Here is a 25,475-nt window from a genome sequence, read left to right as displayed (position 1 = left end):
CCTAACGCAGCAAGCAGCAAAGGAAAGATTCAGAAGTCGCGCAACTCAATCATTACCAGTGGCGTCAATGCCGAATAGCACTTCTAGAACGAGAGATTGCGCTGTCGGCATCTGGCCAAAACAAAATACATAAGGAAGACTCGGAGGCAAGTGTGGCAAAAATTGCTCTAAAACGTAGGGACTGCCGTAAATTAACACAGCTTGCAGTTCTCCCGTTTTTAATAATTTCTTAAACCAATCTTGAGCTGCTTGGGTCAAACCAGCACTGCCTCGGAAGCAATTGCCGCGAATGAAAATTTGCAGCAGTGTCGGAGAAAAATGCTCTGCACCTGTATTTTCAGCGATCGCCCCTGTGCGATCGTCAATCAGTTGCAATTCGTAACCAAACTGTTCGGGAATGGCGATCGCCGGAGTGTGGTTGCCCAAAAACTCGCACCCCAAAACATCATCTACAACAATCAAATTCCGCAAAAGCTGGTTTTCTGCTGGTTTTGCAACCTGCAAAGGTAGATTGCCGCCAAATTTCAAAGAATCTCGCAAAATATCGGCAGCAGTTGCCCTGGCATCAGGAGTTGCCAGCAAACTTAAGTCGATCGACTCGATCGATTCTAAATTCTTGCTCCCCCCCTTAGCAAGGGGGGGTTGGGGGGGGTCAGAAATCGATTCTAGATTCTTGCTCCCCCCCTTAGCAAGGGGGGGTTGGGGGGGGTCAGAAATCAACATACCCACCTTTATTTTCGCTTTCCAAATCCGCTTGACAGATTCTTTTATTTGTGCTATAGAAATCCGCCCTTGAGTGACAGCTTCGCAGACAGCCAGAATCGCCCCTTCCGGGTCAAGCGGCATCAGCAAAACATCAGCACCAGCCTCAGCAGCCAAAACAGCAGCTTCATTAGCGCCGTACTTATTGGCGATCGCACCCATCACCAAAGCATCCGTCACAATCAAACCTTCAAATCCCAACTCTTCTCGCAGCTTCCCGATCAAAATTTTGCGAGAAAGAGTAGCAGGAAACTCCGCATCCCAAGCCGGAATCAGCAAGTGAGCACTCATCACAGCATCTACCCCAGCAGCGATCGCCTCAACAAAAGAAGGCAACTCAACCTGGGCTAATCTCGCTGGCGAATGTGGCAAAACCGGCAATTCCAAGTGAGAATCAACCGCCGTGTCCCCGTGGCCGGGAAAATGCTTAGCTGTAGTCAAAACCGGGTGCTCACCTGCGCCGCGGATAAAAGCAGTGGCTAATTTCCCGACAATTTCCGGTGTCTCGCCAAAAGCGCGGACGTTAATCACAGGATTGTCGGGATTGTTGTTAACATCAACCACTGGTGCGAGAATCCAATTTAGACCGATCGCCCTAGCTTCGATCGCAGTGACAGCGCCCATTTGTTCAGCATATCGATCGGCTTTACCTGCATCCTGTCGCGCCACCTCGGCAATCGCCATCGGCGGCCCGAACCAAGTCGCCCCCGCGAACCGCTGGCCGACACCTTCTTCAATATCAGCCGCCAGCAGCAGCGGAAACTTGGCCCAAGACTGCAATTGGTGCGATCGAACTGCCAACTCCGCAGCACTTCCCCCGACCAAAATCACCCCACCGACGCCCAAATTTTCCAGATAATAGCGGAGTTTGCTGGCAGTTGGTTCCCATTCCCGATAGCGAATTTGGTGGTCGAACAAGCAGCCAGAAGCGCGCACCACGAACATCTGGGCCACCAGTTCTGGTAAGGAAAGATTGTCAATCATTCGATTTTAGATTTTAGATTTTAGATTTTAGATTTTAGATTTTAGATTTTAGATTTGGGAATCGGGAATCGGGAATCGGGAATCGGGAATCGGGCATTGGGAATTTTCCCTATCTCCTTCTCTTCCCCTCTTCCTTCTTCCCTCTTCCTTCTTCCTTCTCGCTTCAATCGGGACTTTCATCCTCAGCGAATTCTTCATCGGGATCTAAAGTATCCGGTTTGCGATCGGCAGAAAGCTGATTCAGCAGTATCAACATTTTATCGCCCCGTTCCAAAGAACGGTCTTCTAGAAATATCACTTCCGGTGTCCGGCGCAGTTGCACCCGTTGACCCAACTGGTTGCGGACGTAGCTAGTAGCAGATTTCAAACCCTCCATAGTCTCTGCCTTTGCCTCATCAGTACCGTAGATGCTGACAAAAATTTTTGTATGCTGAAGGTCTCCCGAAACAATTACGTCGGTAACGCTAACCATACCAGCACCTACACGGTCGTCCTTGATTCCATTCAGCAACATCAGGCTGACTTCCCGTTTAATCAGTGAAGCTACACGCTCAATGCGACGATTTGTAGCCATAGAAACTATCCCCTACTTTCCTAATCAGCCGTTTTTATCCCGATCCATAATTGTAGCGCGATCGGTCAGGGGTTTTACGGGCGATCAGGGGAAAAAATGAGAATCAGCACGACACGGATGCACACGAATACAAGGAGGATAGTCAAGTTAGCCAATTGTGCAAACAGTCAGATGACTCAAGTCATCCGTGTATCCGTGTTCATCCGTGTTATGCTCTACTTTTTGCCGGCGAGGGGACTGAAACAAAGTAAACCAAGTTTAACTAAACTATACATTTTAAAACATCTAATATGAATATTCCTAAGTCAATTGTTCGCATTTTTCTAATTCTCCCCAACGGTCAGATTGTGGCACAACTGCGAGATAATATTGTAGGTATTGCAAGTCAAGGGATGCTTTCTACTTTTGGTGGTGGCGTGGACGTTGGAGAAAGTCCAAAGCAGGCAGCGGTGCGAGAACTGGAGGAAGAAACTTGCCTCGAAACCAATTACACAATAGAATTTATCACAACTTTTCTACACCAAAAAACCCAAAATAATCAAAAAGTTATACAGGAAAATCACTTATTTTTGGCTAGGATTAGGAATTTTGAGCAAATAGAAATCAAAGAAGGTGTGGGTTTTGTAGTTTTGAGAAAAGATGTAGATTTTGGGAAAGTCAACGCAGGCGAGGGTACTCAAATGGCTTGGAAATTCTTGCAGGAATATTTAAAATAAAAAGTCATACACAATATTTTTCTTGTGCTGGGACTGAAACATGGAGCAACCCTGCGTTATTATTAGAGCTAGAAGCCATTATTCTGAGAGCAACTGAGCCGCCCTAAAACGTTCCAATCCCACCGGAAAACTAGACTCATGCGATCGACAACTCTGGAACAACTATCTGCTGCCGATGCCGAAGCCATCCTAAAATACCTTCCAGAACGAATTCGTGCCGCCCTCATCGCCCATGCTGCGGAAATTGAATATCCGATCGAAATTGTTGTGGAAATGGCAATTGCTAATTTCCTCGATAGCGAAGCACTTGGTTTTGCCGATTGCAAACCGGGGCGAGGCAAGTAAAGAATCTGAACTTGAAATCAGAGAATCATGAATCAAACAATCGCCACGCAACACCTTTCTCCAGAAGCTATTCATCAGTTGGTCGATTATTTGCCTGACTATATAAAAGCTGCCCTCTTGTCCAAGTCCGCTGAACTTGAATGTTCTCTCGAAGCCGCGATTGAAATGGCAATCTCCAGCTTTTTAGACGAAGAATCCTTTAGCTTTGAGGATTGTTTGTTGGCTAAACGCATGAAAGATACTGTCTGAAATTTCATCGCTCTCGATCGCACTCCCAGTTACGATTAGATTAGGCCGCCAAAAGGAATAAAACTCATGGAAAAAGAATTTACAATCGGTCAAAAAGTCCGAGTTGTGGCGATGCCGCCTTACGTCAAAACTGCCGAACCGATGCCGATGCTGCGGCCTGCGAATTTAATTGCGATCGGCGCTGAAGGCGTTGTGATCGATCGGCGTCCCGGCAATTATTGGGGCATTCGCTTTGAAAAAGGTGCTTTTCTGTTAGACAGTCAGTACATTGAAGCAGCGGAAACTCTTGTAGAAGGTAATGGGTAATGGAGAATGGGGAGTGGGGAATGGGGAAGTGATATCAAATCCGGGTTACTCATCCCCTTTATCCTATGGTATGGTGCGTCGCTCGATCGCTTTTTGGGCAGCAAGAATTGTTCGTGGCGACGCACCCTACTTTTACTAAACATCAAGGGGGTACGATACCCGGATTTGGTATGATATCACAACTTAAAATCTCCCTTGTCCTTCTCCCTTTTCCTTCTTCCCTCAACATCCATCTGTTAAATCCGTTAGACAATCGATTGCCCAACATCCTTCTTCAACAAGCCAGCTTAGCCTCAAAAGCCAAAGAATTAACAGGAAACTCCCCCAAAACTTCCTCTAAAATCGGAGATGTGAAGTTACAAGGTTGAGGCTTGCCCAAATGATAACCTTGAGCGTAATCTACCCCAAGTTCATTGAGTTTATCCATAATTGTTTGATTTTCAACATACTCGGCAATAGTTTTAATTCCCATAACGTGAGCGATTTTGGTAATAGCTTCCACCATGGCGACATCAATAGGATTGTCTACAATATGCTTAATAAAATTGCCGTCTATTTTGAGATAATCAACCGGCAAGCTTTTCAGGTAAGCAAAGGAAGACATCCCGCTGCCGAAGTCGTCCAAGGCAAACTGGCAGCCTAGTTCCTTAAGTTGCCAAATCAAGCTGGCTGCCTTGCTGAGATTACCGATCGCCACGGTTTCGGTAATCTCAAAACAAATTATTTGCGGCGGTATTTGATGGATAGAAAACTGTTCCTGAATAAACTCGATAAACTTTTCTTCGTTGAGGCTGTCCCCAGAAAGGTTAATTGAATAAAGGTTAGGATATTTGCCAAATGACGATTGCAGATCAGACAAAAGAGAGCAAGCAGGGAAGGTAACTATTTTATCGCTGCCTACCCCGGGGTTTTGAACTAATAAATTTGCCGTGAAAATTTTAGATAAATTGCTAAATAACGTGCTAATTACCCAGCGGTCGATCGCGTGCATCAAGTTGTAGCGTTCTGCAGCCGGAATAAACGCCATCGGCGACACCAACTCACCAGTTTCCAACTGGAGGCGCAGGAGGATTTCGCAGTGGGTTCCGGTGGTTGGAGAATTGAGCAAAGGTACGATCGGCTGAGAGTACAAGCAAAAGCGATTCTCTTCTAAAGCTTGATGAATTTGCACCACCCACTCGGTTTCGCCGTGCTGTTTGATTAATTCTTGATCGCCGGCTTGATAAACCTGTACCCGGTTGCGACCTTTATTTTTAGCAGCGTAGCAGGCCATATCGGCGGCGCTCAAAATCGCAGATGTCGAGGCTGTTTTGGGATTGATTGCTACCAAACCGATACTGACGCCGATCGAAAAAGTTTTGTCCTGCCACGCAAAGCGGAAGCCCTGAATGCTTCGCAGCAGCGTTTCCGCAACATTCAATCCTCGTTCGACGGGACGATTGTACAGGAGTACGGCAAATTCATCGCCGCCGAGACGCGCCAAAATATCGGTTTTGTGGATATTGCTTTTAAATAGCTGGCTGACTTGGCGCAGCAGTTCGTCCCCAGCAGCATGACCGCAGGTGTCGTTAACTATTTTGAAGCGATCGAGATCCAGGTAAAGCATCACGTGTTCTTGGCCGTAACCTTGAGCGCCGTGTAGGGCGTGCTCTAGCTGGTACTCAAATTCCCGGCGGTTGACTAATTGCGTCAGGGGGTCATGAGTTGCCTGCCAGGTGAGTTGCCGCGCTTGAGTTCGCACTTGGGTGACATCTCGGAACACAACAACGGCCCCGACAATTTCGCCGCTGCTAGCGTGGATGGGGGCGACGCAGTGGTCGATCGCAAATTCGGTGTTGTTGTGGGCAATCAGCAAATTGTTGCGCCCTTGGTCAACAATCCGACCTTCGCACAAAGCGATTTCGGCGATATTTTCGATCGGCAGCCTGGTAGTTTCGTCAACTATTCTCAGCACGCTGGCGAGGGGCAAACCCTTAGCTTCCGAGGTACACCAACCCGTGAGTGTTTCGGCAACTGGATTCAGGGTGGAAATACAGCCGTCGGCGTCAGTAGTGATGACGGCATCGCCGATCGATTGTAGAGTAACAAACGCGAGTTCTTTTTCTTCAAAAAATGCTTGTTCCATGCGCTTGCGATCGGTAATATCTCGCTGCACCGACACCCAGTTGGTAACGTTCCCGGAGGTATCGGCAATGGGTACACTGTTGAGTTCCACCCAATAAGTTGAACCGTCTTTGCGGTAGTTAATCAATTCTAGGCGTAGGGGTTCTCGGCGAGAGAAAGCACGGCGAATTTTAGCGACTTGGGTGGGGTCGCTTTCTGGGCCGCGCAAGCAACTGGGGGTTTGTCCGATGATTTCTTGGGGTAGGTAGCCCGTCATTTGGGTAAAAGCTTCGTTGGCATAGATGATGGTGGGGTCGGAGATATCGCTGTCTCCGGCATCCATAATCACGATTGCGTCGTTAGCGTTCACTACAGCAGATTCTAAAAGGTGGAGTCTGGCCTCGGCCGCTTCGCGGATAGCAATTTCGCTTTCTAGTCTGGCGTTAGTCAAGCTGAGGGATGCGATCGCTTTTTCCAATTCCCTAGTTCTTTCTGCCACTGAATCGTGCAGAACATCGATCGCCCCGGACATTTCCATCGGGTCAAGTACGCGCAGTATGTTGGTTTGAGTAACTATTCCCTGGAGTTCTCCGCGTTCTCCCGTTACTACCAACCTGCGGACTAAACGCTGGTGCATTTCCTGATGAGCTACCCACAGCGAGTCTTCTTGCTTGAGGCTAAATAAAGGGGTACTCATCACAGTTTGGGCGATCGTTTGCGACAAATCTATATCTAAAGCTTGAAATTCGACAATATCCCGTTCTGTGACTATACCTACTGGAATGGGGAACGGTAAATCCATCGATAATTCTGTTGATTCGGTAATTACTACGCAGCTAACGCGGTGCTGCGCCATCAACTCAGCTAAACTCCTAACTGACGCGGAGCGAGGTGCTTGAATGACTTGTGCGGTCATTACTTCTTTCACGCGCCGCATTTTTAAGATATTTGCCGGTTTGAGCATGGCTTGGCGGATGCTTTCCGGCGTAATTACTCCTAAGAGTTGACCTTCACTATCCAATATTGGCAGATGCTTAATTCTTCGTTGCCCCAGCAGAATTAGGGCGCTGAAAATGTCTTGAGTCTCGGATTTTGTCAGAGTTGCTGTCGGCTGCCTCATCACTTGTGCGATGGTGACACCTTTTAAGTTTTTGCCCGAGGCAATCAAATCGACAAGATCCCTTTCTGTGAAGATTCCTTGCAATTGAGAATGTGGAGCACAAGGCGAGGATAATTTTAAGAGTGATTTTTCCACGACAAAGACGCAGACACCTGTCGCGTCTCTGAATGCACTCTTAGTGGGCGGATTTACGATTTCTGTTAGTGGCTGATAGATATCGGTTGGAATGACTGCGTTTAGAGAGCAACTTGGGCGCCGTTGGCCCATCAGGGTAATTACTTCTGCTAGTGGGGTATCGGGCGCCACTGTCAAGGGGTAGCGGTCTATTACTTGAGCTAAGGTTGGCAGATACTTGGATGAATCGTTTTTGAGCATATTTAATTGAGTTTTGCGATCGCGTGGACTCTGCGACATTCCAAAAAAGTGCTGATTTCCAAGCACTAGGTGGATTTTTACGGCGCTGGTGAGACCTAATTAAAATTTATTGTTAAAAATGCAGCAGAGCTTGGGCTGGGGATCGGGCCAGTGACTGCTTTTCTTCTACCTATAAAGTTAGAAGCTTATCTTTATTTTAAGTTAAATTTTCTATCCCGTGACACATTTATTAAAAATAATGTATTTGTTGTGAACTTTTTGCGATAAGATTACCGGCTAAAATCATCCATAGCATTGCGAATCATCTCCCTCTTCAGAAAGACGCATCTGTTTGCTGTATTAGCTAACCTAGAAAAGGTTACTACAAAAAGGCACTGTATTAAGTTCGGCAGTGTTAAGTTTTGCAAAATTAAGTTTGGCAAGCTGGTCGAGACCATGTATGCGTTGTTGAGGGCAATCGATATCACAGCCAATGTGTGAATTAGATCGCAAGTTGCGAAAACAACCATGGTACGATTGTAGATATCAAGACAAGAACTTGAATACAGAGTCTGTGAGGAAAAGAGATTATGAAACGCAATCTATTAGCCGCTACTTTTTTAATTGCTCCCCTAGTGTTGGCAGGCCCGGGTCGCGCTGAAAATCCCGTTCACGTCGAACAGTTATTGTCAACCGGGCAATGTTTTAAGTGCGACTTGTCTGGAGCAGATTTAACGGGAGCTCATTTAATTGGTGCTGATTTGAGAGAAGCAAATTTACGAGGAGCAAACCTATCTCAGGCAAACCTCGAAGGTGCTGACTTGACGGGTGCTGACTTGACGGGTGCTAACTTAACTAAAGTTTTCCTGACTAATGCTAGTTTAAATGACGCAAACCTCGATCGGGCAGATCTGACCGCGGCCATAATTAACACCGCTGACGTATCCGGCGCATCAATGGAAGATATGACCATCACAGATGCGAAAATCTACAATACCCAAATCGGCGTCGGCGGCAGCTACGACCAGTAAACTCATTAAAAGAATGGAAAACACCAATTTTGAGGTTAAAAACCCGGTTTCTCTGCTGAAACCGGGTTTTTAGTCTTTGTGTAGGGTACCCCGGAGCCTCACATTTTCTCTCGTATTTCCAGCGAACAATCTGACGTACCCTACCACTACCACTAAAAACCCAAATCAACCGCAATTCGGTGCGCGCAAGCAAACCCAGAAAACGCCACCGCATTTAAACCCTGTCCGGGAAACGTACTGTCACCCACACAATACAAACCAGGCATAGAAGTTCGATTAAACGGCATTCCCAGCAAACCCATTAGCTTCTGTCGCGGAATCGGCCCGTAAGTTCCGTCTTCACGCCCCAAAAAGCGGCGGTGAGAACGCGCTGTCCCAACTTCCATATAATCCAAACCGGCATCTAAACCGGGAAAAATCTTTTCTAATCTTTCAATAATTCTCCCTGCAGCCTCTTCCTTTTTATCCTCATATTCCTGCTGCGAAAGTCCTTCCCACTCTTCCATCCAACTCGAAGTAAAAGCGTGGACTATGTGATATCCTGCGGGAGCTAAATCCGGGTCGAGCACGGTCGGAATTGACACCAAAACAGTTCCCTCCGGCGCTTCCATTTGGTTCCAATCTTCTAACAAAATGTGGTGACAGGCACTACCCGCAGGGATTACGCTTGCTTCCACTCCCAAATGCAAACTCAAGAAACTGGGGGCTTTTTGATAGCGCTGCTGCCATTTCTTTTCGCTAGCGGGCATCTCTTCTGCAGGCAGCAATTTCTCAAAAGTATCCCAGCGCGTGGCGTTAGAAACTATCCGCTTTGCGCGGTAAACTTCGCCGGTTGCTAGCTCGACTCCGACAGCGCGGCCGTTTTCTGTGATAATTTTTTTCGCTTTAGCTTTGTATTGAATTTGCCCGCCGCATTTTTCTAATCCTTCTACTAATTTTTGGGCAATTTGACCGACTCCGCCTTTGGGATAATTGATGCCGCCGTAATGTCTGTCGGAAAATACCATTCCGGCGTTAATCATCGGGGTCAAGTCTGCCGGTACTACAGACCAGTAGTAGCATTCCATGTCGATAAATTTCAGCAAAGTAGGGTCTTTTATGTAGCGCCGCGCAATGTCGCCAGTATTTTGAGGCAGATATTTTACTAATCCCAAACAGGCTAAAGGATTCTGAAAAAAGACTCGGACGAGATATCCGGGTTCTTCTAGGGATAGCAATTCCATGCCGTTGAGGCAGTTGAAGACGTTCCAGCATTCGCCGTAAAATTTGTGGATTCCTTCGCGTTCGTGAGGGAACCTGTCTGTTAATTCTTGCAAGTATTTGTCATAAGCTTGGGGAACTTCAAGTTCCAAGCCGCTGGGTAAGTGATAGTGAAGCTGTACGGGGTCGGGAATCGTTTCTAAGGTGACGTTGACTGCTTTCAGGGCGCGGGTGAGGAGGTTGGTGGTGCCGCGCTGTCCGAAACCAAAAATCATGGAGGCGCCGACATCGAATCTGTAGCCTTCTCGATCGAAATATCCAGCGCTACCCCCCGGAATTGTATAGCTTTCGAGCACTAAAACTTTGGCTTTCTTAGCGGCTAGCTGGGTGGCTGTCACCAGTCCACCAATGCCGGAACCGATGACAATTACATCAAACTCTTGCTCTGTTGGGCGGGAGTTGGGAGAAAATAACTGGGATTGGGTAGGAGCTGACATTCGGTTAAAAATCTTAATATTTCTATGATTTTACAGTCGATCGCTCCAGAAGCAAGAAGTTCGGCAACGGATTATGTAGCGGATGTAGCGGATGTCAAGAAGACCGAAGTTCGGCAAGGCCCGATGCCCTGTTTGGCCGATGCCCTGTTTGGCCGATGCCCTGTTTGGCCGATGCCCTGTTTGGCCGATGCCCCTGCTTCCCAAAAAAATGCGGGAACAGTCTACCATTGCCGACTGCCCCCGTCTGCCGATCCTTTGAGAGGAGAACACTAAAAATCAATATAGCCTTGTTGCTAATTAATGTCAATACTATTAGAAAAATATTTCAATAAGCGGATGGAGGTCGATCGGCGAATGGGTTCTAACTCAATCTCTGGCTTGTATGCACCCTCAAGGATGTGATAAGTTGCACAGAGCGATCGATCGCCCGTTGGGGAAGCCCTCGAAGCAGATCGATCGCACCGCATAAAATTCCTCAAACCTAGCAATCTCCCCAATTTCCTAATGTCCCTGCAACTGCGCGTTTACGTTCCTCCACATCCGTTAATTAAACACTGGCTGGCTGTTGCCCGCGACGCCGCCACCCCATCGGTACTTTTTCGTTCTGCGATGACAGAATTGGGAAGGTGGCTGGCTTACGAGGCGATTCGAGAATGGCTGCCGACAGTGGAAACCACAGTGCAGACGCCTTTGGCAGAATGTCCGGCGACTTTTATCAACCCAGAAGCTCCGTTAGTTGTGGTACCGATTTTGCGGGCGGGTTTGTCACTGCTGGAAGGAATTCAGACGGTTGTACCGCTGGCTTCGGTTTACCATCTCGGCATGGCAAGAAATGAGGAAACGCTGCAACCGACTTGTTATTTGAACAAATTGCCGGCGCAGTTTAACCCGGAAACGCGGGTGATAATTAGCGAGCCGATGCTGGCTACGGGCGGGACGATTATAGCGACAATGCAGGAATTGACTGCACGGGGAATTGATCCGAGCTTGATTCGGATTATCTCTGTGGTGGCTGCTCCTCCGGCTTTGAAGAGGCTGAGTGCAGAGTACCCAAGTTTGATGATTTACACGGCAACGATCGACGAAATAGTCAACGAACAGGGCTTTATTGTACCTGGTTTGGGAGATGCGGGCGATCGAACTTACGGCACATGAACCAGTCAGTCAGTCAATTTTAGATTTTAGATTTTAGATTTTAGATTTTAGATTGACTCGACAGATAAGTCTGGGGGCTTGTAGGCCTTTTTGGGGGGGGTGAGTGGTTCCAGGAACCAGTTGCTGAAATATCGGGGGAAAAAGATGAAAATCAAGCATCCAGGATACCCGCCACGTGATTCATTCCAACGCGCAAACTCAGGATCCAGAAATAAAAAACCTGTATCCGATGAAACTTGCCCCCGAATTTATCCGTGGGGTCAATCCTTCAATCCTTCAATTCTAAAATCTAAAATCTAAAATCTAAAATCTAAAATCGATTGACCCTGGTTTGGTAAAAGCAGCCACCGAGAGAGTTAGAATCAAAAGTACAAGTCAAAAATAAATAGCGTTTAGCACTCATTGCCCGTGAAACTTGATTCTGTTCCGCCAAGCTTGTCTGCTTCTGACTCAGTAAACCTCAATTATGATTTGCCACAACAGGTACAACTACAAATAAAAGAGGTTACTGAGATTTGTGCTGCTTTAACCCCGGAGCCCGCTGAACTCTCAGTGACTGTCAATCCCGATATTTGTCAGGAACAAAAGAAACTGAAGCCCAAGCACTGGGCAATTTTTGCTTCGACTTTTGCAACTATTTTTTTAGCTGAAATTGGAGACAAAACTCAGCTCGCGATTTTGCTGATGACGGCTGAATCTCGAAATCCTTGGATCGTGTTTGCGGGTGCGGGTTCGGCTTTGATAGCAACCAGTTTGCTGGGGGTGTTGCTGGGAAGGTGGCTGGCTAGTCGGATTGCTCCGAGAACTTTGGAGAGAGCAGCCGGAGTGATTTTACTGGCGATTTCGGCGGTTCTGCTGTGGGAAGTGTTGGGTTAATTGTCTGCCTGTCGGTAAGTCCTAGATTTCTACAATAGCTAACTAAGAACTAAAAAAACATGGACTGGCAACTTTTGGGAATCAGTTTTATTACAGTGTTTTTGTCAGAATTGGGAGACAAAAGTCAATTAGCTGCGATCGCCCTGGGCAGTAGTTGTAACTCGCCGCGGGCTGTATTTTTCGGTACGGCGTCGGCGCTGCTGCTGGCGAGTTTAATCGGCGTGGGCATTGGCTTCAGCACGGCAGAGGTGTTGCCGGAACGACTGGTAAAGGGACTCGCGGCGATCGGATTTGCGGTAATGGGCTTGCGCTTGCTGTGGCCAAAAGCAGATTTACCGGAAGCATCCGAGTAGGGCAGTCGATTTTAGATTTTAGATTTTAGATTTTAGATTTTAGATTTTAGATTTACTCTACAGATGAATCTGGGAGGGTGAACAAGAGTCTAAAATTTTGCTTTCTCCACGGGAGGAGTTCGCAAGTATCCGTTTTTGCGCTGGTTCAGGAAACTTGACAGTATAGTTATCTCAAATCTGTTAGCCTCGGAGTTTATTCATATCTCTCTTCTCGACAAGCGCGTGAATCAGCGTCAATCCATTGTCATCTGCGGCCCAAGAAATTCTCTTTTTTGAACCGCAGATAAGGGCAGATAAACACAGATTAACGCCGATGAATATCAAATCCGGTGTTTACGATCGCGTTAAAATTTAAAAAAAATTAGCAGCGGGCGTGAATTCATGCCCGCTGCTAAAGGTTGAGTTTTTCTTAACTCAACCTCTGAGGATTGTGTCGATTAAACTTGGTTTTGGTAGCACCAACCCAGCAGCGTACCGGCGACAGCCAACTTCAGCGCTTCCAAGGCAAAATAGCCTTGGTGCAGTAGATTCATCCCGGCGGGGACTTCTGCTGCGGAATCGAACAGATTTAGCTGCATTCCCAAGGCGCTCATTTGGGGTGTCAGGGCGTAGGTGTCAATCAGGGCGATCGTCAGAAGTACCAATGATAATAAAATTGCTGTGCGGCTGCGCTTGCCGAAGTCACCGACTAAATTGCTCAAAACCATCAAACCCGTTGCCACCACGCCCGCACAGATTAACTCAACGCGGTTGAATCCCCAGAACATTAAATTCCCGGCAGTTGCAAACTCCGGTGATGTCGTCATGCCAGATACGTAGAGACTGGGCATAATTACTAGATCCAAAATCAGGCTAACGCTGAGCCAGAAAATTAGGGCAACCATGACAATTGCTTGCCAGCGCGGTTTGATTGATTCCACTCTTGATGTTGTAATAGCTGTCATATAATTAGACCCTCTAAAAATTTTCTTCTGCCTTTTCTAGAGTTTAACTAACTTTTTCCTAAAATCGTGTTAAGTATTTTTAAATTAATGGTAACTTTTGTGTAACAGACGCTGAAGAATTGTTAAGCTCACTTATGTTTCTCCTCATCTGCGTTAACTAATACTAATTCCGAAAAACTACGGAATCAATTAATAATTACTCACAGGACTTATGCACTGCGACCAAAGACATCTGGTTTTGATCCTGATTAAACACCGTAACGTATTTTTTATAAAAAACCAGGTTTCTGTGTCCCGAAATAACTCCTAATTTAAGTGTATATGCCTAAATTTCAATTATCCTCTTGGTTGCCCCGTCTCCCCCCTCAAGTCTGGATTCTTGCCGCCGGCAGATTCCTCTCCCAAAGCGGCACCGGTTTTACTTTATTTTACGCGCCGATATTTTTTGTCGATCGCGTCGGTTTATCTGCTACTGCTGTTGGGATTGGTTTGGGTAGCGGTTCAGTTTCGGGAATATTCGGCAGAATTTTGGGCGGTTCTTTTTGCGATTCCAAATTTTGGGGAAGGCGGCGAACTTTATTGCTGGCGACAATTATTTCGGCGGCGGCTTCTTTTGTACTGGCGGCGACTAATGATTTCGCCGGCTTAATTGCGGGCAATTTACTGATGGGTTTTGGTGTGGGTTTGTATTGGCCTCCAACCGAGACGATGGTGGCGGATTTAACTGAGGGCGAACAGCGACAGGAGGCTTTTGCTTTGACGCGGCTTGCTGATAATTTGGGTTTGCAAGTTGGGATTATTTTGGGCGGTTTGTTGATTGCTGTAACGGGGAATTATCGATCGCTCTTTATTATTGATGGTATCTCGTTTTTAGTGCTGTTTGGGGTAGTTGCGATCGCAATAGCCGAAACCTACAAACCAGCTAATTCAGCCGATATAGTCAAAAAAAATCGGGAAAATGGTTGGATGGTGGCGCTGAGCGATCGAAGTCTTTTAGTTTATGCTTTAGTAAATACCCTGTTCACATTATATATTTCCCAAATCCAAACCACAATGCCGCTGTACTTTAGCAAGTTTGTCGCGGTGGGGACATCGGGAAAAGGCTTTTCTACAGGTACAATTACGGTTTTGTTTGCTTTTAGCACGTTTTTAACTGTGGCTTTGCAAATGCCAGTTGTTAAAGCTTTGAAGCGGTTTTCCCATCCAAAAGCTTTGATGATTTCTGCGCTGCTATGGGGAATGGGATTTATCGCGATCGGCTTGACGGGAATGGCTGCAACTGGCAATCTATTGTTAGCTGTTTTAGGCTTGAGCTTTTTGTCGATGGCGACTGTTGCTTATACGCCTTTTGCTTCTGCTTTGGTGGTGGATTTAGCGCCGGAGTCTTTGCGGGGCGTGTATTTGGCGGTTAGTTCTCAGTGTTGGGCGATCGGCTATTTAATCGGGCCGCCGCTGGGCGGTTTGGCTTTGGATGGAGGTAAAGGGGCGGCGGATAATTTTTGGTTGGGTTTGGCTTTGAGTGTGGGCGCGGCTATTTTTATTTTGCAAAAGCTCGATCGAATGTTGAAAAATAGCAGTCATTAGTTATTAGTCATTAGTCATTAGTTATTAGTCATTTGTTGCTGCTACCAATGCCCAATGCCCAATGCCCAATGCCCAATAACCAATAACTAATTTATTTTCGTCGATCGCCCAATTTGCGGTAAACTTCTCTTAAGTCAACTTGATGGTGAGCCAAAGCAACCAAAGCGTGATAAAATAAATCCGCAACTTCCCCAGCAATCCCCTCTTTGTCGTCATCTTTGCAAGCCATCACAACTTCCGCCGACTCTTCGCCAATTTTCTTGAGAATCTTGTTGTCGCCGCCCTCGAACAACTTGCAAGTATAAGAACTTTCGTTAGGATTGTCGCGCCGATCGCAAATTACGGCAAATAATTGAGATAACATATCCCCTGGCGGCGGTGAAATTTCCCCATCAACTTGGTGAAAACAACTTCTTTCTCCGGTGTGACAAGCAATATCTCCGACTTGTTCGACAGTCACCAGCAAAGCATCGCTATCGCAGTCGTAACGCAGCCCTTTGACATTTTGAATGTGTCCCGAAGTCGCACCTTTGGGCCACAATTCGGAACGCGATCGACTCCAGAACCAAGTTTGCCCGGTAGAGAGCGTTTTTTGCAGGGACTCCCGATTCATCCAGGCCATCATCAACACTGTACCGTCCAAATAATCTTGGACGATCGCAGGCACTAAACCGCGATCGTCGTAACGAATCTTTTCAATTGGGATCGATCGGCTCAAACTCGATAAATCAGTGGTAGACATAATTTTATTTCAACTTGGTAATATAGATTAACGCTTTCCTGTCGGAGATTGTTTTTTTATTAACCGCAGAGAACGCAGAGGACGCAGAGGAAGAGAGAAGATTGAGCAAGGGATGGCTAAATTGTCAAGAACTATTTTACAAAAAATTACATTTTAGGGCGCTCGGTGCTAGTGCGACAAAGCCTAAAAAACCCAAGCTAGTATTGCTACTGATTGGTTTGTACCCTAAAATCTACTAGAATAGTTTCCTTGAATCGACCTAACCTTTATGTTGAACTGGCTATAAAATTATTCTACCAACAACAGACGTTCACTAAGGAGAAAACATTGGTTTCCACAACCTTGAAAACGACCAAATCAGAAGAAATTTTCGCTGCAGCCCAGAAGTTGATGCCAGGTGGCGTCAGTTCCCCCGTGCGCGCCTTCAAATCCGTGGGCGGACAGCCCATCGTCTTTGACAGGGTAAAAGGAGCCTACATTTGGGATGTTGACGAAAACCAATACATTGACTATGTAGGCACTTGGGGCCCCGCCATCTGTGGCCACGCCCACCCGGAAGTCATCAAAGCCTTGCACGAATCTTTAGAAAAAGGTACGAGTTTCGGCGCACCATCGCTGTTGGAAAACGTACTCGCTGAAATGGTCATCGATGCCGTTCCCAGCATTGAAATGGTGCGATTTGTCAACTCCGGCACCGAAGCCTGTATGGCCGTTTTGCGCCTGATGCGAGCTTTCACCGGACGCGATAAACTGATTAAATTTGAAGGCTGCTATCACGGGCACGCCGATATGTTCTTGGTAAAAGCCGGTTCCGGCGTCGCAACTCTGGGTCTTCCCGACTCTCCGGGCGTCCCGAAATCCACTACTGCCAATACCCTCAACGCTCCCTACAATGATTTAGAAGCAGTCAAAGCTTTATTTGCCGAAAATCCCGGCCAGATAGCAGGCGTAATTCTCGAACCAGTGGTGGGGAATGCCGGTTTTATTACCCCGGATGCAGGTTTTCTCGAAGGTTTGCGGGAAATTACTAAAGATAACGGCGCTTTGTTGGTTTTTGATGAAGTAATGACCGGTTTCCGCATCGCCTACGGTGGAGCTCAGGAAAGATTCGGTGTCACGCCGGATTTGACTACTTTGGGTAAAGTTATCGGTGGCGGTTTGCCGGTGGGAGCTTACGGGGGAAGGCGGGATATTATGGGGATGGTGGCTCCTGCTGGGCCGATGTATCAAGCGGGTACGCTTTCGGGAAATCCTTTGGCGATGACTGCTGGGATTAAGACTTTGGAATTGCTACAAAAACCCGGCACTTACGAACAGTTGGATAAGATTACCAAAAAACTGTCTGATGGATTGCTAAAAATTGCTAAGGAAGCCGGACACGCGGTTTGGGGCGGGCAAATTAGCGGGATGTTTGGCTTGTTTTTTGCGGCTGGCCCGGTTCACAATTACGAGGATGCGAAGAAGTCGGATTTGACGAAGTTCAGCCGCTTTCACCGGGGAATGTTGGAGCACGGAATTTATCTTGCTCCTTCGCAGTTTGAGGCGGGATTTACTTCTTTGGCTCATACTGAGGAAGATATCGATCGAACTTTGGCTGCAGCGCGTGAAGTGATGGCAAGTATTTAACGTGAGTTTTAAGGATGTTCATCCTTAAAACTCAGGAATAAATAATTAAAGTCCTTGCTGTTTTTTGGCAGTAAGGACTTTAATTTTTAACTGCTTTATCAAATAAATTCCTGAATCATACAGACTATTCAGGAGTCGCTTTTAATAAGATTTACAGGCTTTTTTAGTAAATCTGCACTGGGTAATTTCAGCTTAATGATGTGAGCGAATTACTAATTAGTAATTATAGGAACTCTCTACTTTGCGGTAGCAATTCCTAACTTAGCTCCCTTAATTCGGCGTAATCGATCCATCACTTCCACAACATTTCCGTGATTGACGCTTTTATCCGCATTCAGCACAATTAATGAGTTCTGATTTGACCCCATTACCTGTCGCACTGTACTCTCAATCTGCTCTAAGTTGACTAACTTTTTATCAACCATTAATTTTCCCTGAGCATCAATCGTGACGGTAATTTTAGCAGGCGAGTCTTGGACTTGAGAGGTTGCTGCTTTCGGTAAATTTACGGGTAGACCCTCGGATTTGGATAAAGACAAAGAGGAAACAATTAAAAACGTTAATATGGCGAACACCACATCAATCATTGGCACGATGTTAATCTGGGCAATAGTCTCAGGTTCATCGGGTAGGCGCATAATTAGATTCTCTTGGTAGTTTTTCGTAGCGGTGACGGTACATTAACTCTAGCTGGCCTCCAGCTTCCTGAATAAAAGCAATCTGCTGTAAGTAAAACCCACGAAACATATTGGCAAATAAGAGTGTAAAGATTGCCACAACTAACCCTATTGCCGTAGAAACGAGGGCTTCGCTAATCCCAGAAGTAACGCCTGCGGCATTGGTGCCCGTGGCATTCCCCAGTTTGAGAGAACTAAAGGTGGTAATTAACCCCAAAACTGTTCCGAGCAACCCAAATAGTGGGGAAAGGCTGATAATGGTGTCAAATATTGTATTGAATCGCTTCAGGATGGGGATTTCTGCCTGAGCACCACTCTCTAAGGCCAAACGAAATTCTTCGATGTTGGGCGAGTCTAATTCTAAAGCTTCTAAAAAAATCCGGGCTAGGGGCAAATCGCTGTTTACTTGTAACTTTTTGATAGCGGAATCGGGGTTTTGACTGTAAAGCTGTAGCACTTCTCGCACGACTCGCCGCTGGCGCCGATTTACCCTAAACCAAAAGGCAAGACGCTCTATGATCAGCGCGACTGCTGCGATTGAGGAGGCAAATAGCGGCCAAGCAACAATGCCTGCGGCGCGAAAAATGTAAATGAAAGCATCCATTGATTTGTACTCTCGCTAGCTCGGTTGAGTGATCGCAAGCTGCCTAATGCTGCAATTAGCCCGATCGAAGGTTGGTAGAGTTTCTGCGTCAAGTCGGCACAAGTGATTCAGGCTGCGAATTGTTTCACTCAAGCGCGATCGCAAGCGCGATCACAAGCGCGATCGCACTACCTGTATGTGACTATCTTCGTCTGTACCCAAAATGCTCCTACTGTGATCCCGATCGAGATCGCGACAGATTGTTCTGCCAGTGCTTCTTTGCTAAATATTTGCGTTAGGACTTGACAATAATCTTCAATAATTTAAAAGATTCTCAACTAGATTTCCACAAACTTCAGGGTTTGTCAAGTCATGAGCCATACCTTTTGATAACAATTGCCTATTAGTTGTATAAAATTAATTAGTTTTAATTAACTAATTAATTTTATGAAAAGCTTGAGAATGTGGAAATTTGTTGGTAGATTACGGGCTAAAGTATTGCATTTAAGGCATTTTGGAACCTTTCCCTACCAGAATCAAAACATTGACAGCGCCCATAAGAGTAAGGTAGACGCCCCCAAAGGAAATGCTGATTGGTAGCCTCTAGCCGCTATCTCAAAATTAAATAATGAAAATAAATTGCAAGAGTCTTGAACAGGGTGACACTCTTCTTATAGGATGGGTAGGTTCATCAGTGATAGCAAGCTCAACCCGCAGGTGGTAGCTTGTTTCGGGTTATGTCGGGGAGCCAGCGAGGATGTTGCCATCCATAAAGGAGAGTGAGAAGGCATGAGTTTTTCAAATATTTCGGCGACGCAAAGACAACAACAAGAAGAAGCTCTCAAAAAAGTTCTGGCGATCAGTCTGTTAGCCTCAACCTTACTGCACGGTGTCGCGCTGCCGTTGAGCCTCAAGTTCGTCAAACCTGCTGAATTTGAAGAGGATGCAATTGAAATTGTTGTGCTTGATGAGCCAAAAGTAGAGGAAACCCAGCCAGAGCAGACTATTCCAGAAAAAGTATCTCCCCCGCCTGAGACGTTGAAACCAGAACCGCCACCAGAGCCAACTCCCGCAGAGGAGCCACCAGTAGCGGTAACGCCCCCGCCGATTCCAGAGGAGCCACCGGTTGCGGTAACGCCACCACCGATTCCAGAGGAGCCACCGGTTGCGGTAACGCCACCACCGATTCCAGAGGAGCCACCCGTAGCGGTAACGCCACCACCGATTCCAGAGGAGCCACCCGTAGCAGCAACGCCACCGCCGATTCCAGAGGAGCCACCCGTAGCGGTAACGCCACCACCGATTCCAGAGGAACCACCGGTAGCGGTAACGCCACCGCCGATTCCAGAGGAGCCTTCCCCCGCACCTCAACAGGATTTAAATTCCCCAGAAACTCCTCAAACCCCGATCGCCCAAGAACCCGAAACCCCTTCGCCCGATCCTCCAAAAATCGATCGCCCCAGCACAACGGCGAGCCAGGAGCCCCCTCCCAGCGAACCACCCGTTACAGCCTCCCGCCCCAAGGGTGCTGCAAGTTCCACAGACTTTACAAATGATGCTGGAAATCCCAACTCCTCCGACAGCCCTGAAAAAAATAACCCCCTCTCGCCATCTGCTTCGGCGGGTAGCGGCGAGCCTTCCTCAGAGCCATTAAATCCTTCTTCCGGGCCCATACAGCGATCGCCCGCGGCTGGCCCACCAGTCACAGCTACTAGGCCAGGAGGCAGTAGTAAATCTGGAAATGCGATCGGGGATCTCACAAACCCCTCCTCCTCTGATAGCCCCGGAGCAAGTGCGTCCAACTCACCATCGGGTGCCAGCGAAAATGGCAACATACCTTCCTCAGATCCATTTGCGACTGGTTCGGGGCGATCGCCCCGATCGCCTGCGGCTGGCTCACCAGTCACAGCTACCAGGCCAGGAGGTGGCGGAAATTCTGGAAATCCGATCGGAGATGTAGGAAACCTCCCCTCCTCTGGTAGCCCAGGAGGAAGTGCATCGAACTCATCACCCGGTGGAGGTGGAAATGGTGGCGGGGGTTCGTCACAGCCATTTGGCAGCGGTTCCGGGCAAGTGCCAAAACCGACAAATCCAGGAAGAGGGGGGAGTCCTTCGCGCCCTGCCGGCGCGCCTCTGGCCACTTGCATTAGTGGCTGCGGTAAACCTGAATATCCGATCGCAGCCAGAGAACAAGGGCGGCAAGGCCGAGTGGAACTCATTTGTGACATTGACCCCAACGGTAAGACATTCAACATCAAGATATTGACTCCTAGCAAATACAACGACTTGAATAAGGCAGCGATTAAAGCAGTAGAAAAAAGGAAATATGCCTCATCAGAGAGTGGCCTTCAAGGAGAAAAAATATCTATTATCTTCGAGCTCACTGACTAGGGATTTTTTGAGACTATAGCAATTTGGCTGGGAATTCTATAGAACTGTCCAAGGAATAGCAAAGTTAAAAGTTGAATTTTTTGTGAATTATGAATGTGGGAATGTCGTCAGCAATATTAAGTAAACTTCAGCGAGTTGGACTCGCTCTCTTACTGGGTTCCAACTTGGGAATGGCTTTGTTGTTTGCCAGCCCTGACAGCGCAATGGCAGGAGTAATTACTTTACCCGATGGCGGACGTTGCGAGGGAGAATTGAGTGAGGGAAAACTCAGCGGCCCCGGCAGTTGTCAATATGCCAACGGCGATCGCTACGAAGGCCAATTTCTCAACGGCAAACCTCACGGTAAGGGCACCTACAGCTTTAAAGAAGAAGGTCGATACCAAGGAGAATTTGCCGATGGAGAATTCAACGGCCAAGGTGTCCGCGAATTTGCCAACGGCAACCGCTACGAAGGTACTTTTAAAAACGGTGAGTTCGACGGTACAGGGACTTTTACCTCAACTAACGGCATTCGTTACGAAGGCTCTTTTACCAATGGTTCTCCCAGCGGTCGCGGGGCTTTTACGTTCAGTAACGGCACTCGTTGCGAAGGAGATATTAAAGAAGGAAAAGTTAACGGCAAAAGCGTCTGTCAATATGCTAATAAGAACCGCTACGAAGGAGAGTTGCTGAATAATGTGCCTCACGGGCAGGGAATTTATACCTTTGCTGAAGGAGGTCGTTATGAGGGGCAATTTAGTGAAGGACAATTTAACGGTAAAGGGGTTCGCGAATATCCGAACGGCAACCGCTATGAAGGAGAGTTTGTGAAGGGCAACATTCAAGGCCAGGGGTTGTTTACTTTTAAAGAAGGGGGACGTTATCAAGGGCCGTTTGACAATGGAGAATTTAGTGGTGAAGGTGTCCGCGAGTTCGCCAATGGAGATAGCTATAAAGGCACTTTTGTCAAGGGTAAGATGAGCGGGAAAGGAGTTTACATTTTTAAGAATGGCGATCGCTGCGAAGGCGAATTTACCGATGGTCAGTTCAACGGGAAAGGTACTTGCATTTACGCCAATGGCGATCGCTATCAAGGTGAATTCCTCAACGGCCAGAAACACGGGCAAGGTTCCTACATTTATGCAGATGGAACGAAAGTAGAAGGAAATTGGCAACAAGGTCAAATTAAAAAATAACTCTTTGATATACTCACCGTCTTTTCAGATGGGGTCATTCTTGACGCTACGTACAAGATGAATTGCCCGCTGTGCCGTTGCCCCCTCACCAACTGTCACAAGCCCAATCCGACTCTTCGCCTGAAGAAATTCCCGATTGGTGGCGGGGTTGTGTAAAATAGCAACATTGGATGAGATTGAGGCGCAAAGATGGAGTCTCAATCCTGGGCGTTATGTGGGAGTGCCAACGTCAGGAGGCGGAGGATTTTGATTTTGCCGCACAGTTGGAAGAGTTGAATGAGGAGTTGGAAATTCTTAATGTTGAGGCACAGGAGTTGGAGGAACGGATTGCTGAGAATGTAGTGATGCTGTGGGAGGGAGACTGATAATTTTTCTGATAAATCAACAAGGATAAATACAGCTAATAAAAAGATGTACATAGCACAATTAAACCTATCTATTAGTGATATTACTGGCATTGTTCAGACTATTGCAGTAGTTGTATCACTGATTTATTTGGCAATTCAAGTTAAAGAAAGTACAAAAGCAACCAAGGGTGCAACCTATCAATCAATTATTAGCGCTTGTGCAGAGCTTGAGTCACGTATAAGCCAGGATGATGAAGTGGCGCGGATATACAAGTTAGGCATAACAAATCTGGAAAAATTAAATGAGAATGAATTCACCCGGTTTAACGAGCTTATTTGTAGTTTTTTTAATCTGTATGAAAATTTGTATTATCAATATAAAAATAAGTTGTTAGAAGAAGAATTATGGGCTGGTTGGTGCCTAAATATGCGGAATGACTTACAACAAAAAGGGGCAGCAGCTTGGTGGAACTCAAAAAGTCATCTTTACAGTAAGAGTTTCCGTGAATATGTTAATTCAGGAAAATGTCCTAGAAATTAATTTTGCTTGTATAGCATAACCTATCAACTGATATCAATATAATATAGCGGTTCTCACCAACATGAGGTACACTCTATTCTGTGAATGCCAGGATTTTCGAGGCTTTTTCTTTACCCCACCTACCTGAGAAAGGCTATAGTATGTTTCTAAAACTCAAAAAACAAGGCCGACGGATTGTCTCGTTATTGATGAGTTTTATTTTAGTTTTGCTTCTAAATAATGGGGTTCAATCCTCGCCTCAAACCGGCACTCAAATTCTTTGGGATACCTATGGAATTCCACATATTTACGGAGAAAATAGTAAAAGCCTTTTCTACGCTTTTGGGTGGGCGCAGATGCAAAGTCACGGTAATCTGATTTTGCGTCTTTATGGACAAGCTCGCGGGCAAGCTGCCGAGTTTTGGGGCGAAGATTATCTGGAATCCGATCGCTGGGTGCAAACTATGGGAATTCCTAATCGCGCTAATGCGTGGTATGAATCACAAACTCCCATTTTCCGCAACTATATCGATGCTTTTGTTGGCGGAATGAATGCCTATGCAAAAGAACACCCAGAGGCACTCACGGAAGAATTAAAGGTAGCATTGCCCCTCAAACCTGCAGATGTATTGGCACACGCGCAACGCGTCATCAATTTTACTTTTATAGTCGAGCCAGATAGCGTTGAAGATATCGCTGAAAATGAGACCCCCAAAGGCTCTAATGGTTGGGCGATCGCTCCTTCCCGTTCTGAAAGCGGCAATGCCATGCTATTGGCAAATCCTCACCTTCCTTGGTCGGATTTATATTTATGGTACGAAGCGCAACTGATTGGCCCAGAAATTAACGCTTACGGAGCGACTCTCGTGGGATTTCCTGTATTAACGATCGCCTTTAATGACAACTTGGGATGGACTCATACTGTCAACACTCACGATGGCTGGGATGCCTACGAATTGCCCCTCGCTAACGATGGCTATCGCTTCGATGGCGAAGTCCGAAATTTTGACAGGGAAGAGAAGGTTTTAAAAGTCAAAGAAAAGAATGGAAATTTGCGATCGGAATCTCTAGTCGTGCGGCGTTCTGTTCACGGGCCGATTATCACAGAAAAACAGGGCAAAGCGATCGCCCTGCGCGTTGTCGGGCTCGATAAACCAGGAGCCCTTCAGCAGTGGTGGGATATGGCACGATCCAATAATTTTTCTGAATTTGAAGCCACTTTAAAGCGCTTGGAAATTCCCATGTTTACCGTCATGTATGCCGATCGAGAGGGGCATATCATGCACTTGTTTAACGGTCAAGTCCCCATACGCAAAAAAGGAGATTTTAAATATTGGTCAGGCACGATCGCAGGCAATACGTCAGAGACTTTGTGGACCAAAAATCATCCCTATGCGGATTTGCCGCGCGTTGTCGATCCGCCCAGCGGTTGGTTGCAAAATACCAACGATCCTCCTTGGACGACGACGTTTCCCAACGCGATCGCACCGGATAATTATCCCGCCTACATGGCACCGCGCGGCCCGATGGATTTGCGATCGCAGCGATCGGTAAAAATGCTCTTAGAAGATGAGAAAATCTCTTTCGATGAATTGATGCAATACAAACATTCTACTCAGGTAGAACTCGCCGATCGCCTCCTCGATGATTTAATTCCCGTCGCACGCCAAGGCAGTGCTCAAGCGCGTCGCGCTGCAGAAGTTCTCGCCAATTGGGATCGCAAAGTCGATGCTAACAGTCGCGGTGCGGTGCTGTTTGCCTTTTGGAAAAAAGCGATGGATGACGATAAGTTATTCGCTAAACCTTGGAGCGAAGATGCGCCGCTAACGACGCCAGACGGGTTGGCAAATCCTGCGGAGGCGGTGCGGGTGCTGTCCGCGACAGCAACCAAAGTTGAGGCGACTTATGGTGCGTTAGATGTGGCATGGGGGGAAGTCTTCCGATTGCCTGGGGAAGCGAATCTGCCGGCAAATGGAGCTGACGGTGCTTTGGGTGTATTTCGCTCAGTATGGTTCGCTCCTGGGAAAGACGATCGCTTATCTGCGGTTGCGGGCGATTCTTTTGTCGCTGCGATCGAGTTCTCGAATCCCGTGAAAGCGATGGCGCTAAACAGTTACGGCAACGCCACTCAACCTGGTTCGCCCCACGCCCGCGATCAGTTGCAGCTCTTTGCTCGCAAGGAATTGCGCCCTGTATGGCGATCGCGATCGGAAATTGAAGCTCACCTGAGTTCGCGCCAGAAACTATAGCAGAAGACAGAA

The 25,475-nt window shown here is 47.0% G+C and carries 26 protein-coding genes; 17 read left to right on the top strand and 9 right to left on the bottom strand.

The window, feature by feature from the left end:
* Positions 1-45 precede the first annotated feature (45 nt).
* The gene (locus QT987_RS09030) at positions 46-1,746 is read right to left on the bottom strand and encodes a glycoside hydrolase family 3 N-terminal domain-containing protein (protein WP_333239150.1); all 1,701 of its coding nucleotides are present in this window, start codon (positions 1,744-1,746) and stop codon (positions 46-48) included.
* Between the two features lie 163 nt (positions 1,747-1,909).
* Entirely contained in the window at positions 1,910-2,320 is a 411-nt protein-coding gene (gene rbfA, locus QT987_RS09025) for a 30S ribosome-binding factor RbfA (protein ID WP_333239148.1), read from the bottom strand.
* A 290-nt stretch (positions 2,321-2,610) separates the two neighbouring features.
* Between rbfA and QT987_RS09020 the strand changes: the two genes are divergently transcribed.
* The 5 genes from QT987_RS09020 to QT987_RS09000 all read left to right on the top strand — a co-directional run bounded on the left by QT987_RS09020 (position 2,611) and on the right by QT987_RS09000 (position 4,075).
* Positions 2,611-3,036, top strand: coding sequence for an NUDIX domain-containing protein (locus tag QT987_RS09020; RefSeq protein WP_333239146.1), 426 nt, complete (start codon positions 2,611-2,613; stop codon positions 3,034-3,036).
* 138 nt (positions 3,037-3,174) lie between these two features.
* Complete coding sequence (locus QT987_RS09015) at positions 3,175-3,381, top strand: hypothetical protein (RefSeq protein ID WP_333239144.1); 207 nt, start codon at positions 3,175-3,177, stop codon at positions 3,379-3,381.
* 27 nt (positions 3,382-3,408) lie between these two features.
* A complete protein-coding gene (locus tag QT987_RS09010) occupies positions 3,409-3,630 on the top strand; it encodes a hypothetical protein (RefSeq protein WP_242719660.1) in 222 nt (73 codons plus the stop codon).
* Between the two features lie 66 nt (positions 3,631-3,696).
* Positions 3,697-3,936, top strand: coding sequence for a regulatory protein SipA (sipA, locus tag QT987_RS09005; RefSeq protein WP_333239142.1), 240 nt, complete (start codon positions 3,697-3,699; stop codon positions 3,934-3,936).
* On the top strand, positions 3,929-4,075 hold the full coding sequence (locus QT987_RS09000) for a hypothetical protein (RefSeq protein ID WP_333239140.1): 147 nt from the start codon (positions 3,929-3,931) through the stop codon (positions 4,073-4,075). Before sipA ends, QT987_RS09000 begins: the two co-directional genes overlap by 8 nt.
* Positions 4,076-4,210: 135 nt before the next feature.
* Here the strand turns inward: QT987_RS09000 and QT987_RS08995 are convergent, their stop codons facing one another.
* Complete coding sequence (locus QT987_RS08995) at positions 4,211-7,573, bottom strand: EAL domain-containing protein (protein WP_333239138.1); 3,363 nt, start codon at positions 7,571-7,573, stop codon at positions 4,211-4,213.
* 530 nt (positions 7,574-8,103) lie between these two features.
* Here QT987_RS08995 and QT987_RS08990 point away from each other — a divergent pair.
* Complete coding sequence (locus tag QT987_RS08990; RefSeq protein ID WP_333239135.1) at positions 8,104-8,544, top strand: pentapeptide repeat-containing protein; 441 nt, start codon at positions 8,104-8,106, stop codon at positions 8,542-8,544.
* A gap of 152 nt (positions 8,545-8,696) precedes the next feature.
* Here the strand turns inward: QT987_RS08990 and crtH are convergent, their stop codons facing one another.
* Complete coding sequence (crtH, locus tag QT987_RS08985; RefSeq protein ID WP_333239133.1) at positions 8,697-10,241, bottom strand: carotenoid isomerase; 1,545 nt, start codon at positions 10,239-10,241, stop codon at positions 8,697-8,699.
* Between the two features lie 24 nt (positions 10,242-10,265).
* Here crtH and QT987_RS08980 point away from each other — a divergent pair, with 24 nt between their 5' ends.
* A complete protein-coding gene (locus QT987_RS08980; RefSeq protein ID WP_333239131.1) occupies positions 10,266-10,514 on the top strand; it encodes a hypothetical protein in 249 nt (82 codons plus the stop codon).
* Positions 10,515-10,534: 20 nt separating this feature from the next.
* On the opposite strand, the gene QT987_RS08975 is transcribed toward QT987_RS08980, so the two are convergent.
* On the bottom strand, positions 10,535-10,720 hold the full coding sequence (locus QT987_RS08975) for a hypothetical protein (protein ID WP_333239129.1): 186 nt from the start codon (positions 10,718-10,720) through the stop codon (positions 10,535-10,537).
* Positions 10,721-10,745: 25 nt separating this feature from the next.
* Between QT987_RS08975 and upp the strand changes: the two genes are divergently transcribed.
* From upp to QT987_RS08960, 3 genes are all read left to right on the top strand, one after another.
* Positions 10,746-11,396, top strand: a complete 651-nt coding sequence (gene upp / locus QT987_RS08970) for a uracil phosphoribosyltransferase (protein WP_333155732.1) — start codon at positions 10,746-10,748, stop codon at positions 11,394-11,396.
* Positions 11,397-11,804: 408 nt separating this feature from the next.
* On the top strand, positions 11,805-12,272 hold the full coding sequence (locus QT987_RS08965) for a TMEM165/GDT1 family protein (RefSeq protein ID WP_333035444.1): 468 nt from the start codon (positions 11,805-11,807) through the stop codon (positions 12,270-12,272).
* 59 nt (positions 12,273-12,331) lie between these two features.
* Positions 12,332-12,625, top strand: a complete 294-nt coding sequence (locus tag QT987_RS08960; RefSeq protein ID WP_333082112.1) for a TMEM165/GDT1 family protein — start codon at positions 12,332-12,334, stop codon at positions 12,623-12,625.
* 437 nt (positions 12,626-13,062) lie between these two features.
* Here QT987_RS08960 and QT987_RS08955 read toward each other — a convergent pair whose 3' ends face one another.
* A complete protein-coding gene (locus QT987_RS08955) occupies positions 13,063-13,569 on the bottom strand; it encodes a hypothetical protein (protein WP_333239126.1) in 507 nt (168 codons plus the stop codon).
* 321 nt (positions 13,570-13,890) lie between these two features.
* Here QT987_RS08955 and QT987_RS08950 point away from each other — a divergent pair, with 321 nt between their 5' ends.
* Positions 13,891-15,153 (top strand): MFS transporter, encoded by a 1,263-nt coding sequence (locus tag QT987_RS08950; protein WP_333239124.1) that lies wholly within the window; start codon positions 13,891-13,893, stop codon positions 15,151-15,153.
* Between the two features lie 91 nt (positions 15,154-15,244).
* Here QT987_RS08950 and hisIE read toward each other — a convergent pair whose 3' ends face one another.
* Positions 15,245-15,895 (bottom strand): bifunctional phosphoribosyl-AMP cyclohydrolase/phosphoribosyl-ATP diphosphatase HisIE, encoded by a 651-nt coding sequence (gene hisIE / locus QT987_RS08945; RefSeq protein ID WP_333239122.1) that lies wholly within the window; start codon positions 15,893-15,895, stop codon positions 15,245-15,247.
* A 327-nt stretch (positions 15,896-16,222) separates the two neighbouring features.
* Here hisIE and hemL point away from each other — a divergent pair, with 327 nt between their 5' ends.
* Positions 16,223-17,521: a glutamate-1-semialdehyde 2,1-aminomutase gene (hemL, locus tag QT987_RS08940; protein WP_333239120.1), complete on the top strand. Its 1,299-nt coding sequence runs from the start codon at positions 16,223-16,225 to the stop codon at positions 17,519-17,521.
* Positions 17,522-17,757: 236 nt separating this feature from the next.
* Here hemL and QT987_RS08935 read toward each other — a convergent pair whose 3' ends face one another.
* Positions 17,758-18,159, bottom strand: coding sequence for a biopolymer transporter ExbD (locus QT987_RS08935; RefSeq protein WP_333239118.1), 402 nt, complete (start codon positions 18,157-18,159; stop codon positions 17,758-17,760).
* Complete coding sequence (locus QT987_RS08930) at positions 18,143-18,802, bottom strand: MotA/TolQ/ExbB proton channel family protein (protein WP_333058279.1); 660 nt, start codon at positions 18,800-18,802, stop codon at positions 18,143-18,145. The genes QT987_RS08935 and QT987_RS08930 overlap by 17 nt, the downstream gene beginning before the upstream one ends.
* Before the next feature lie 768 nt (positions 18,803-19,570).
* Here QT987_RS08930 and QT987_RS08925 point away from each other — a divergent pair.
* The 5 genes from QT987_RS08925 to QT987_RS08905 all read left to right on the top strand — a co-directional run bounded on the left by QT987_RS08925 (position 19,571) and on the right by QT987_RS08905 (position 25,463).
* Complete coding sequence (locus QT987_RS08925; RefSeq protein ID WP_333239116.1) at positions 19,571-21,172, top strand: TonB family protein; 1,602 nt, start codon at positions 19,571-19,573, stop codon at positions 21,170-21,172.
* A gap of 101 nt (positions 21,173-21,273) precedes the next feature.
* Entirely contained in the window at positions 21,274-22,347 is a 1,074-nt protein-coding gene (locus QT987_RS08920) for a hypothetical protein (RefSeq protein WP_333239114.1), read from the top strand.
* Positions 22,348-22,517: 170 nt separating this feature from the next.
* Positions 22,518-22,712 carry a hypothetical protein gene (locus QT987_RS08915; RefSeq protein WP_333239112.1) on the top strand — a complete coding sequence of 65 codons (195 nt, stop codon included), beginning with the start codon at positions 22,518-22,520 and terminating at the stop codon, positions 22,710-22,712.
* Between the two features lie 46 nt (positions 22,713-22,758).
* Positions 22,759-23,235 carry a hypothetical protein gene (locus QT987_RS08910; protein WP_333174112.1) on the top strand — a complete coding sequence of 159 codons (477 nt, stop codon included), beginning with the start codon at positions 22,759-22,761 and terminating at the stop codon, positions 23,233-23,235.
* Positions 23,236-23,375: 140 nt separating this feature from the next.
* Positions 23,376-25,463, top strand: coding sequence for an acylase (locus QT987_RS08905; RefSeq protein WP_333239110.1), 2,088 nt, complete (start codon positions 23,376-23,378; stop codon positions 25,461-25,463).
* Positions 25,464-25,475: the final 12 nt, after the last annotated feature.

The organism is Microcoleus sp. SVA1B4, from assembly GCF_036700545.1.
Classification (GTDB): Bacteria; Cyanobacteriota; Cyanobacteriia; order Cyanobacteriales; family Microcoleaceae; genus Microcoleus.
The sequence above is the reverse complement of the archived record's forward strand: the minus strand, read 5'-3'. Positions and strand labels throughout refer to the sequence as shown.

What these genes read in the sequence shown, in the direction of transcription:
- QT987_RS08995 (WP_333239138.1), bottom strand. Translation starts at nt 7,573, where the DNA reads ATGTCGCAGAGTCCACGCGATCGCAAAACTCAATTAAATATGCTCAAA.
- QT987_RS08960 (WP_333082112.1), top strand. Translation starts at nt 12,332, where the DNA reads ATGGACTGGCAACTTTTGGGAATCAGTTTTATTACAGTGTTTTTGTCA.
- QT987_RS08990 (WP_333239135.1), top strand. Translation starts at nt 8,104, where the DNA reads ATGAAACGCAATCTATTAGCCGCTACTTTTTTAATTGCTCCCCTAGTG.
- QT987_RS08935 (WP_333239118.1), bottom strand. Translation starts at nt 18,159, where the DNA reads ATGCGCCTACCCGATGAACCTGAGACTATTGCCCAGATTAACATCGTG.
- QT987_RS08925 (WP_333239116.1), top strand. Translation starts at nt 19,571, where the DNA reads ATGAGTTTTTCAAATATTTCGGCGACGCAAAGACAACAACAAGAAGAA.
- rbfA (WP_333239148.1), bottom strand. Translation starts at nt 2,320, where the DNA reads ATGGCTACAAATCGTCGCATTGAGCGTGTAGCTTCACTGATTAAACGG.
- QT987_RS08920 (WP_333239114.1), top strand. Translation starts at nt 21,274, where the DNA reads ATGTCGTCAGCAATATTAAGTAAACTTCAGCGAGTTGGACTCGCTCTC.
- sipA (WP_333239142.1), top strand. Translation starts at nt 3,697, where the DNA reads ATGGAAAAAGAATTTACAATCGGTCAAAAAGTCCGAGTTGTGGCGATG.
- QT987_RS09010 (WP_242719660.1), top strand. Translation starts at nt 3,409, where the DNA reads ATGAATCAAACAATCGCCACGCAACACCTTTCTCCAGAAGCTATTCAT.
- QT987_RS08905 (WP_333239110.1), top strand. Translation starts at nt 23,376, where the DNA reads ATGTTTCTAAAACTCAAAAAACAAGGCCGACGGATTGTCTCGTTATTG.
- crtH (WP_333239133.1), bottom strand. Translation starts at nt 10,241, where the DNA reads ATGTCAGCTCCTACCCAATCCCAGTTATTTTCTCCCAACTCCCGCCCA.
- QT987_RS08930 (WP_333058279.1), bottom strand. Translation starts at nt 18,802, where the DNA reads ATGGATGCTTTCATTTACATTTTTCGCGCCGCAGGCATTGTTGCTTGG.
- QT987_RS08910 (WP_333174112.1), top strand. Translation starts at nt 22,759, where the DNA reads ATGTACATAGCACAATTAAACCTATCTATTAGTGATATTACTGGCATT.
- QT987_RS08915 (WP_333239112.1), top strand. Translation starts at nt 22,518, where the DNA reads ATGAGATTGAGGCGCAAAGATGGAGTCTCAATCCTGGGCGTTATGTGG.
- QT987_RS08980 (WP_333239131.1), top strand. Translation starts at nt 10,266, where the DNA reads ATGATTTTACAGTCGATCGCTCCAGAAGCAAGAAGTTCGGCAACGGAT.
- QT987_RS08955 (WP_333239126.1), bottom strand. Translation starts at nt 13,569, where the DNA reads ATGACAGCTATTACAACATCAAGAGTGGAATCAATCAAACCGCGCTGG.
- upp (WP_333155732.1), top strand. Translation starts at nt 10,746, where the DNA reads ATGTCCCTGCAACTGCGCGTTTACGTTCCTCCACATCCGTTAATTAAA.
- QT987_RS09030 (WP_333239150.1), bottom strand. Translation starts at nt 1,746, where the DNA reads ATGATTGACAATCTTTCCTTACCAGAACTGGTGGCCCAGATGTTCGTG.
- QT987_RS09000 (WP_333239140.1), top strand. Translation starts at nt 3,929, where the DNA reads ATGGGTAATGGAGAATGGGGAGTGGGGAATGGGGAAGTGATATCAAAT.
- QT987_RS09015 (WP_333239144.1), top strand. Translation starts at nt 3,175, where the DNA reads ATGCGATCGACAACTCTGGAACAACTATCTGCTGCCGATGCCGAAGCC.
- QT987_RS09020 (WP_333239146.1), top strand. Translation starts at nt 2,611, where the DNA reads ATGAATATTCCTAAGTCAATTGTTCGCATTTTTCTAATTCTCCCCAAC.
- hisIE (WP_333239122.1), bottom strand. Translation starts at nt 15,895, where the DNA reads ATGTCTACCACTGATTTATCGAGTTTGAGCCGATCGATCCCAATTGAA.
- QT987_RS08950 (WP_333239124.1), top strand. Translation starts at nt 13,891, where the DNA reads ATGCCTAAATTTCAATTATCCTCTTGGTTGCCCCGTCTCCCCCCTCAA.